General features: G+C 58.6%; 10 protein-coding genes. 8 read left to right on the top strand and 2 right to left on the bottom strand.

From position 1 onward, the window contains the following. Positions 1–1396, top strand: a 1396-nt coding sequence (gene msbA / locus MMS95_RS15860) for a lipid A ABC transporter ATP-binding protein/permease MsbA (RefSeq protein WP_242141933.1), incomplete at its 5' end; no start/stop codon positions are given. Further along, complete coding sequence (gene lpxK / locus MMS95_RS15865; protein ID WP_015377330.1) at positions 1396–2376, top strand: tetraacyldisaccharide 4'-kinase; 981 nt, start codon at positions 1396–1398, stop codon at positions 2374–2376. The genes msbA and lpxK, both read left to right, overlap by 1 nt. A gap of 2 nt (positions 2377–2378) precedes the next feature. On the opposite strand, the gene MMS95_RS15870 is transcribed toward lpxK, so the two are convergent. Continuing rightward, entirely contained in the window at positions 2379–3785 is a 1407-nt protein-coding gene (locus MMS95_RS15870; RefSeq protein ID WP_004928247.1) for a VOC family protein, read from the bottom strand. Between the two features lie 525 nt (positions 3786–4310). Here MMS95_RS15870 and MMS95_RS15875 point away from each other — a divergent pair. The 6 genes from MMS95_RS15875 to MMS95_RS15900 all read left to right on the top strand — a co-directional run bounded on the left by MMS95_RS15875 (position 4311) and on the right by MMS95_RS15900 (position 8579). After that, the gene (locus tag MMS95_RS15875; RefSeq protein WP_004928244.1) at positions 4311–4520 is read left to right on the top strand and encodes a cold shock domain-containing protein; all 210 of its coding nucleotides are present in this window, start codon (positions 4311–4313) and stop codon (positions 4518–4520) included. A 223-nt stretch (positions 4521–4743) separates the two neighbouring features. After that, entirely contained in the window at positions 4744–4965 is a 222-nt protein-coding gene (locus MMS95_RS15880) for a cold-shock protein (protein WP_004928241.1), read from the top strand. A 113-nt stretch (positions 4966–5078) separates the two neighbouring features. Continuing rightward, on the top strand, positions 5079–6305 hold the full coding sequence (locus MMS95_RS15885; protein ID WP_015377331.1) for a winged helix-turn-helix domain-containing protein: 1227 nt from the start codon (positions 5079–5081) through the stop codon (positions 6303–6305). Positions 6306–6603: 298 nt separating this feature from the next. Further along, a complete protein-coding gene (locus MMS95_RS15890) occupies positions 6604–6786 on the top strand; it encodes a Trm112 family protein (RefSeq protein WP_004928237.1) in 183 nt (60 codons plus the stop codon). Next, positions 6783–7532, top strand: a complete 750-nt coding sequence (gene kdsB / locus MMS95_RS15895) for a 3-deoxy-manno-octulosonate cytidylyltransferase (RefSeq protein WP_004928235.1) — start codon at positions 6783–6785, stop codon at positions 7530–7532. The genes MMS95_RS15890 and kdsB overlap by 4 nt, the downstream gene beginning before the upstream one ends. 150 nt (positions 7533–7682) lie before the next feature. Then, positions 7683–8579 carry a YcbJ family phosphotransferase gene (locus MMS95_RS15900; RefSeq protein ID WP_015377332.1) on the top strand — a complete coding sequence of 299 codons (897 nt, stop codon included), beginning with the start codon at positions 7683–7685 and terminating at the stop codon, positions 8577–8579. 7 nt (positions 8580–8586) lie between these two features. Here the strand turns inward: MMS95_RS15900 and elyC are convergent, their stop codons facing one another. Next, complete coding sequence (gene elyC / locus MMS95_RS15905) at positions 8587–9360, bottom strand: envelope biogenesis factor ElyC (protein WP_015377333.1); 774 nt, start codon at positions 9358–9360, stop codon at positions 8587–8589. Positions 9361–9468 lie beyond the last annotated feature (108 nt).

Raw genomic sequence — 9468 nt, forward strand, 5'->3', positions numbered from 1 at the left:
GCAGTCCACCGGGACTTTGCTGTCGCGTATTACCTATGATTCCGAGCAGGTAGCTTCCTCCTCTTCCAGCGCGCTGGTGACCGTGGTGCGTGAAGGAGCCTCGATCATTGGCCTGTTCATCATGATGTTTTACTACAGCTGGCAGCTGTCGGTGATCCTGATCGTGCTGGCGCCGATCGTCTCCATCGCCATTCGCCTGGTGTCCAAGCGTTTCCGCAACATCAGCAAGAACATGCAGAACACCATGGGGCAGGTGACCACCAGCGCCGAGCAGATGCTGAAAGGCCATAAAGAAGTGTTGATCTTCGGCGGCCAGCAGGTGGAAACCGAGCGTTTTAACTCGGTGAGCAACCGCATGCGCCAACAGGGCATGAAACTGGTCTCCGCGTCTTCGATTTCCGATCCGATCATTCAGCTGATCGCTTCGCTGGCCCTGGCGTTCGTGCTGTTTGCCGCCAGCTTCCCAAGCGTGATGGAAACCCTGACCGCCGGCACCATTACCGTGGTGTTCTCGTCGATGATCGCGCTGATGCGTCCGCTGAAGTCGCTGACCAACGTCAATGCCCAGTTCCAGCGAGGGATGGCGGCCTGTCAGACGCTGTTCTCCATTTTGGATATGGAACAGGAAAAAGACACCGGCACCCGCGAAGTGAAGCGTGCGAAAGGCGATATCGAATTCCGCAACGTCACCTTCTACTACCCGGCCAAAGAAACGCCGGCGCTGCGTGATATCAACCTGAAAATCGCCGAAGGCAAGACCGTCGCGTTGGTGGGCCGTTCCGGTTCGGGTAAATCCACCATCGCCAACCTGCTGACGCGCTTCTACGATATTCAGGAAGGCGAAATCCTGATGGATGGCCACGATCTGCGTGAATATACCCTGGCCTCGCTGCGCAATCAGGTGGCCCTGGTTTCGCAAAACGTGCACCTGTTCAACGACACCATCGCCAACAACATCGCCTATGCGCGTGAGAGCGAATACAGCCGCGAGCAGATTGAGAAAGCGGCGGAAATGGCGTACGCGATGGACTTCATCAACAAGATGGAAAACGGTCTGGATACGGTGATCGGTGAAAACGGCGTGATGCTGTCCGGCGGCCAACGCCAGCGCATTGCCATCGCGCGTGCTTTGCTGCGCGATTGCCCGATCCTGATCCTGGATGAGGCGACGTCTGCGCTGGATACCGAATCCGAGCGTGCCATTCAGGCCGCGCTGGACGAGCTGCAGAAAGACCGCACTTCGCTGGTGATCGCACACCGTCTGTCGACCATTGAGAAGGCGGACGAGATCCTGGTGGTGGAGGACGGCCGCATCGTCGAACGCGGTGAACACGCCGAGTTGCTTGAGCGCCAGGGCGCCTATGCGCAGCTGCACCGCATGCAGTTTGGTCAATAATGATTGAGCGCATCTGGTCCGGCGGTTCGTTGCTTTATCTGGCGCTATTGCCGCTCTCGTGGCTTTATGGCTTGTTCAGTTGGCTGATCCGTCTCAGTTACCGCTGCGGCCTGCGTAAAAGTTGGCGTTCGCCGGTGCCGGTAGTGGTGGTGGGTAACCTCACCGCCGGCGGCAACGGTAAAACGCCGATGGTGATTTGGCTGGTGGAACACCTGCAACAACGGGGCTATCGCGTTGGCGTGGTGTCACGCGGCTACGGCGGCAAGTCGGCGGTTTATCCGCTGGTGCTCGGTCAGAATACGTCGACCCGCGAGGCGGGCGATGAGCCGGTGCTGATTTATCAACGTACCGGTGCGCCTGTGGCGATCGCGCCCAAGCGAGCCGAGGCGGTGCAGGCCCTGCTGCAACAACAGCCGCTGGATGTGATCATCACCGACGACGGCTTGCAGCACTACGCTTTACAGCGTGACTTCGAGCTGGTGGTCATCGACGGCGTGCGTCGTTTCGGTAACGGCTGGTGGTTGCCGGCCGGGCCGATGCGTGAACGTGCCGCGCGGCTTGGCAGCGTCGATGCGCGCGTCGCCAATGGTGGCGTGGCGCAGGCCGGGGAAATTGCCATGCGCCTGCAGGCGCGTGATGCGGTGAACCTGCTGAGCGGTGAACGTCGCCCGGCGGCCGAGCTGCCGCGCGTGGTGGCGATGGCGGGCATCGGCCATCCGCCGCGTTTCTTCGCGACGTTGGAAAAGTTGAACGTCGAAGTCGTGCAGGAAGTGGCGTTTGCCGATCATCAGGAATATCAGCAGGAACCGCTGGCGGCGTTGGTTAATGCAGATCAAACGCTGTTGATGACGGAGAAGGACGCGGTGAAGTGTCGCGCCTTTGCCCAGCCCAATTGGTGGTATTTGCCGGTTGATGCGGTGCTACCGTCCGCTCAGGCTGAGCAACTGCTGCAGGATATCGAGTCCCTGCTGACTAAGTAATCTCAGGATGCCAGCGTGGCAAGCCCCAGGGCTTGCGCGCAGGCTTCCAGCGAACGCTGCTGGGTTTGCTGATACAGCGCCAGCTCGTCGATCACCTCACTGCCCAACGCTTGTTCAAACGCTGCCCGGCTGGAAACCGCGTTGTACTGCGCGTGGCGGCTGTCCCCCAGATTCGACTGGAAAATCCCCGCCGCGCTGACCGGCAGAAAATCTTCATACACCAGAGGCTGGAAGCGAACGTGTTCTTTCTCGATCAATTGTTCCAGGGTGCTGTGCTTGTCCAGCGACTCTTTGGCCGCCAGGCCGCATTCGGTCGGGAAATAGCGGAACCAGGCCAGCTGTTGCTCACGCAGCGTGGCGTAATCATCCGGAAACGCCCGGAAGTTTTCCTCCAGCAGTTGATAGTAGCGCTCGGCATTCTTCTCGCTCGGCGGCGCCTGCAACGCATCGTTGGTCGCCTGCAGCAAACGGTCGTAAAGTTCGCGTCCTTTAGGCGTTAGCGCCACGCCGCGTTGTTCGATCTCGCCGAAGCGCGCGGTATGGTGACCGGCGATGGCGTGGCCGTCGTGCTCAACGAAATCGACGCTTTCTTCCAACGCTTTGAAGCTGGTTTGGCGCAGCAGGATCGCGCGGCGGCGGCGCGGCGGGCCCTCGATGACCGCTTTGGGCGTAATACCGCGGCCGGGCATCGCTTGCTGAACGCGATCGATATCCAGCGTACGTGGTGTCAGGTGGTTGATATGCGGCCCTTTAAACGCCACCACGTCGGCGATCAGGCGATGCTGATCGTGCAGCTGCCGGTATTCTTCGGCGCTGACCGTCGCCTGGTTATGCCAGCGGAAGGTTTCCAGCGCTTGTTCGACAAATTCTTGCGCCTGCACTTCATTCAGCCCGCCTTGCGCTTCCTGCAGCGCCATCAGCTCCAGCGCGCGATCGGTAAAGATACGGCGGCGCGCCAGCAAGCGCTCGGCCAGCGCACGCAGCGCGGGATCTTCTATCAGTTCCAGGCGCAGCAGGGAGGTGAACACGCGGAAAGGACTGATCTGCAGCGCGTCTTCGTGTATGGCGCGAAAAGCGGTGGAGTGCACCGGAACGCCCGCCACCGACAGGTCATAGTAACCGACCGGCGCCATGCCCATCACCCGGAACAGGCGGCGCAGGGTGGCCAGTTCGTCCGCCGTGCCGACCCGGATCGCGCCGTGGCGCTCCATGGCCAGGCGTTCGATCTCGCCGGTGATTTGCAGTTGATGAGCCAGTGCGGCATCTTCGCGTAGAACCTGCCGGTTGGTTTCCGCCACCAGCTCCAGCAGATCGCCGTACAGCGGTACCTCTTTTTGATACATGTCCGACATCGCGTGAGAGAATCTGGCGCGGATTTCATTAGGTGAAACGAACTGCTGGGCGGTCATGCGCATAGCTCCTTGATTCAGCATAATCTGAAAAATCGTGTTTTTAGCGGCAAAAGTGCTGGCGAAAAAGCCGTCTGCCTTGTTTTCCCCTCAAGTTTAGCCATCTGATTTGGGATTTGTTATAGCGGCGTCAAGCATATTAGAGTTTTATGCGTTAGCTCTCATTTGCAGCGCTCAGACGGGCAAATGATGCCCCGGTGAGGAGAGGAACGCGCTGGATCGGCTGCGGCGAGCGTTAAATTAAGTCATGTATATTCATGGGGATAAAAATAAATTCGGTGTAATGATGAATTTATTGCAATAAACCTCTTGTGCATTCACCATTTTTATGAGTAAATGCAAGTCGGCCTGTAATCCAGACCTATTTATGTTCGAGTTTAGAGTTAAGCAGTTCCTCCAAAAACGTTATCATCCGATTCCGCTTCAAAGACGAACCTTCTAAGTACCTCCCATAAGTAATGTTTCTGAAATGGCCGCAATTGCCTCTTATGGCAGGTTTTGTAAATATATTTAAAGGTAAAAGTAATGTCTAAGAAGACTGGTCAAGTTAAGTGGTTCAACGAAAGCAAAGGTTTTGGTTTCATTGAGCAGCACGACGGCGGCAAAGATGTATTCGTACACTTCTCCGCAATCATGACCGACGGTTTCAAGACCCTGGCTGAAGGCCAGCGCGTCGAGTACACCATCCAGGACAGCCCGCGCGGGCCGGCTGCCGCCAACGTAGTTGCTCTGTAAGAAGACAGGGAACGCGTATAAAGAGATCTTAATACAACCATGGTGACGCTTCAGCGCTGAGTCATGCGGAAGATATTAAGTTCAACAAGCCCGCCTTAGTGCGGGTTTTTTATTTTTTTGCTCACGAGAGGTTTGTTACGAAAAACTTTAGGATGGGCTGGTAGCGTCCAGACAATATAAAAAATGACGTTGTCAAGGATGCTCAAGTAAAAGGATATAAGTTATGTTTAAAAATACTGTGTTAAAAATGGGTCGTGTGAAATGGTTTAATCAGGCCGAAGGCTATGGTTTTATTTCACCGGTAGATGGCAGCGACGAAATCTATGTCAACCGCAACGCTATCGCCAACACCAAAAATAAGTCGTTGAACGAAGGTCAGAACGTTGAGTTCTCGATCTATCGCAGCTCGCATGGGCTGTCCGCGGCAGACGTTATCGCGTTCTGATCGCATCCTCCTTCCTCGCCAGTGCCGGTGTCGCCACCCGCAAGCACTGGCGAAGATAAATCCCGCGATATCCACTATTATCAGGCCATTGCCTACTCGCCACGGATATCAGGATGACCACCCCGACCATTTCCCTTACCGCCGCTCGCGCACTGCACCTTGCCGCCCAGGGGCTGCTTTCTCCGCTTAAACGCCAGGCTCGGCCCGATGATGTCGTGAGCGCGATCCAGCGCATGGGGCTGTTACAAATCGATACCATTAGCGTCGTCGCCCGCAGCCCGTATCTGGTGCTGTTCAGCCGTTTGGGGGCCTATCAGCCGGAGTGGCTGGAGCAGGCGCTCGCCGGCCGCAAGCTGTTCGAGTATTGGGCGCACGAGGCCTGTTTCCTGCCGATCGAGGATTTTGGTCTGTTGCGGCATCGCATGCTGGCGCCGCATGATATGGGCTGGAAATACTCGGCCGACTGGGTGCAGCAGCACCAGGCAGCGATGGACAACCTGCTGCGGCACATCGAACAACAGGGGCCGGTGCGTTCCGCCGATTTCAGCGCCGAGAAGAAAGGCAACAGCGGGTGGTGGGACTGGAAACCGGAGAAACGGCACCTGGAGATCCTGTTTACCGCCGGCAAGCTGATGGTGGCCGAGCGTCGCAACTTCCACCGGGTTTACGATCTGACCGAAAGGCTGCTGCCGGCCTGGGACGATGCGCGTCATGCGCTGCCTGCGGAGCGGGCGCGCCGGCAGATGTTGCATCGCACCTGCCGCTATCTGGGCATTTTCCGCGCCGAGTGGTTGGCGGATTATTATCGGCTGAAACGCGTGGCGCCAAAAGCCTTGCTGGCAGAGCTGCAGGCGCAGGGGGAAATTTCGCCGGTGCAGGTAGAGGGGCTGGAAGGGCAGTTCTATGTGCATGAATCACTGGCGGAACTGCTGCCGCTGGCGGAGCAGGGCAAACTGAAATCGACGGTCACCAGCCTGCTGTCGCCTTTTGATCCGGTGGTGTGGGATCGCCGCCGGGCGCTCGAACTGTTCAACTTTGACTATCGGCTGGAGTGTTACACGCCGAAAGAAAAACGTCGCTATGGTTACTTCACGTTGCCGGTGCTGCATCGGGGCGAGCTGGTGGGGCGGATTGACGCCAAGGCGCACCGTCGCCAGGGCATCTTCGAGATCATCAGTTTCCATGCGGAGCCGCAGGTGCGCTTCGGTAAACAGCGAGCGCAGGACATCCGGCAGGCCATCGCGCGCACGGCCAAATGGCACGGTGCGCAACGCGTCGCGCTGGGCGACATTCCGGCCGCGTTGGCCGCGGAATGGGGTGCCGGCTGGGAAGTGGGATAACGAGCGACGCCGTCGGTGGGGTAAAACGAAGTGAAGCGTCGCTCGTTACAAAGGGGCTCAGTGGCTGAAGTTAGCGAACAGAGCGATGATTTTATGCAGACGTTTGATCATGTATCACGGCTTTCTTTTGTGATTTGTGTCACAAAATTCTACGCCGGGATGCGCCGCAGTTCAAGCTGTCGCGCTGACGCAGTGAGGAAATATCGGCACCTTGGCGCCGCCGATGATTAACCTGAGGCCGGGCGTTATGCTATCCTCACTGCCTTTCCCAGATGACCTATCCCCTAGCGGAGGATGCATGGACCACCGTTTACTCGAAATCGTTGCCTGCCCGGTATGCAACGGCAAACTCTATTTCAATAAAGAAAACCAGGAACTGGTGTGCAAAGCGGACGGGTTGGCTTACCCGCTGCGCGACGGCATTCCGGTGCTGTTGGAAAATGAAGCGCGTGCGCTGTCGCTGGATGAGAAGCACGCATGAGTTTTATCGCTATTATTCCCGCCCGCTACGCCTCAACCCGTTTGCCGGGCAAACCGCTGGCCGATATTCATGGCAAGCCGATGGTGGTGCATGTGATGGAGCGCGCCCGTGAGTCCGGCGCCAGCCGCGTCATCGTGGCGACCGATCATCCTGAAGTCGCCAAAGCGGTGGAAGCCGCCGGCGGCGAAGTGTGCATGACCAGCCCGGATCACCATTCCGGCACCGAGCGTCTGGCGGAAGTGATCGCGCACTACGGCTTTGCCGACGACCAGATCATCGTTAACGTGCAGGGCGACGAACCGCTGATCCCACCCGTTATCGTGCGGCAGGTGGCGGAAAACCTGGCGGGCAGCCAGGCCGGCATGGCGACGTTGGCGGTGCCGATCGAGAGCGCCGAAGAGGCTTTCAACCCCAATGCGGTGAAGGTGGTGATGGACGCGCAGGGCTACGCGCTCTATTTCTCACGCGCCACCATTCCGTGGGATCGCGAGCGTTTCGCCGCGTCGAAAGAGAGCATCGGCGACAGCCTGCTGCGTCATATCGGCATCTACGCATACCGCGCGGGCTTCGTGCGCCGCTACGTCAGCTGGGCGCCGAGCCAACTGGAGCAGATCGAGCTGTTGGAACAGCTGCGCGTGCTGTGGTACGGTGAAAAGATCCACGTGGCGGTCGCGAAAGCGATCCCGAGCGTGGGGGTCGATACGCCGGAAGACCTCCAGCGCGTGCGCGACAGCATTCAACCCTGAGCCTGATTTCGTCGGCGCGCCGCGCAACGCGCCGACGATGCAATACCCCCATTATTGATCCCCGTTTTGTTGATCTGCGTTGAAGAATTTTTCCGCTCGCCGTTCGATGATGTTACGCATCCCCCCTAATTAGCCTGAGGTGAATGCCTTATGGAGCAGTTACGCGCCGAACTGAGCATTGTGCTGGGTGAGTCCATCAGCCGACTGGAGCGGGTGAGCGAACAGCCTTATGCGCATATGTATTCGCTGTACGATCGGCAGGGCAACGCGATCCCGCTGATGGCGAAAAGCTTTATCTGTCGGGGCATCGCCCAGCAGGAGGCGTACAAGCTGTCGATGCTGGCGCGCGACGGGGATATTCGCCTGCCTACGGTGTATGGCGTGGTGTGTACCCACCAGGCGCCGTATACGGAAATCCTGCTGATCGAGCGCCTGCGCGGCGTGTCGGCTGAGGCGCCGACGCGCTCGCCGGATCGCTGGAATATGCTGATGGAGCAGATCGTTGACGGGATATTGGCCTGGCACCGCATCGACAGCCACGGCAGCGTCGGCAGCGTTGACAGCACGCAGGAGAATGACTGGTTTTGCTGGTATCAACAGCGGGTCGAAGTGCTGTGGGCGACGGTGGTCAATCTCACCACCCCGCAGTTGACTATGGCGGATCGGCGTTTGCTGTACCGCACGCGCGAAGCGCTGACCCATTTCTTCGTCGGCTTCGATGATCCCTGTGTTCTGGTGCACGGTAACTTATCGCTGCGCAGCATGCTGAAAGATCCCAAAAGCGATCAACTGCTGGCGATGCTCAATCCCGGCGTAGTGCTGTGGGCGCCGCGCGAATACGATCTTTTCCGCCTCTGCGAGGCGGGCATGCCCAGCCAGCTGTTGTTCAGCTATCTGCAGCGGGCGCCTGTCGCCGACGCTTTCCTGGCACGGCGCTGGCTATATGTGGTGTGGGAAGCGGTAGGGCGTTTGATCCATACCGGCAAGCTGGAGCGGCGGCCGTTCGACTATGCATCGCAACAGCTGCTGCCCTGGCTGGCCGGTTGAACGAGCTTTACTCTGCGCCGGCGCTATCTGCACCCTTCAGCCATTGCCACAGACTACCCAGCGTTTCATACCAGGCGCGCTCGGTATGGCCGAGGAACATTGACGACGGTGTGGCGCGATCCCAGATATTCAGCGGCGAGTCGATCGCCAACTGGTTGGCCGGCGCCGGGATCGGGTGCAGCCCCTTAGCCTTGAAGAAACGCATGGCGCGCGGCAGATGGTTGGCGGAGGTCACCAGAATGAACGGTTGCTCGCCGACCAATTTGGCGACCTGAGCGGCCTCTTGCTCGGTATCGCGCGGTTCCCCCAAGATCACCATATCACTGCGCGGCACGCCCAGGCTTTCGGCCACCAGCGCCGCAGTGGCGGCGTTGCTTTGCATGGGGCCGGCGGACGCGCCGGTGAACACCATCCTGGCGCCGGGATGTGCAAGGTAGAGCCGCACGCCTTCCGTCACGCGCGGCAGACTGTTGCCGAGCAGGTTTGAACTGGGCGCCCAATCGGGATTGTAGGTATAGCCCCCACCCAACACGACGATGTAGCTGACCGGATCGTTACCGCGATAGGTCTGGTATTCGGCTTCGATCGGCCGCAGCAGCCGGTCGGCCACCGGTTGCAGGCTGAAAAGCAGTAAAAACAGCCAGCTCAGCGTGAAAATCGTCTTACCGCTTTTTTGCCAGCGGGTGAACCACAGCAGCAGCAGCGCCAGCCCCATCAGCAGCATCAACAGCGGCAGTGGCATCAGCAGGGCGCCAAAGAACTTTTTCAGGTTGAACAGCATCGAAAATCAGATCCTTTTGGGTGAAAAAGCGGCATCCAGGTATAAACAGGCCGCAAGAAGATACATTCTAAGTCAGTCTGTGCCAAAATAGCAGGTTTGAATGGGCGT

Source organism: Serratia sp. PGPR-27, from assembly GCF_022678525.1.
Classification (GTDB): domain Bacteria; phylum Pseudomonadota; class Gammaproteobacteria; order Enterobacterales; family Enterobacteriaceae; genus Serratia; species Serratia nematodiphila.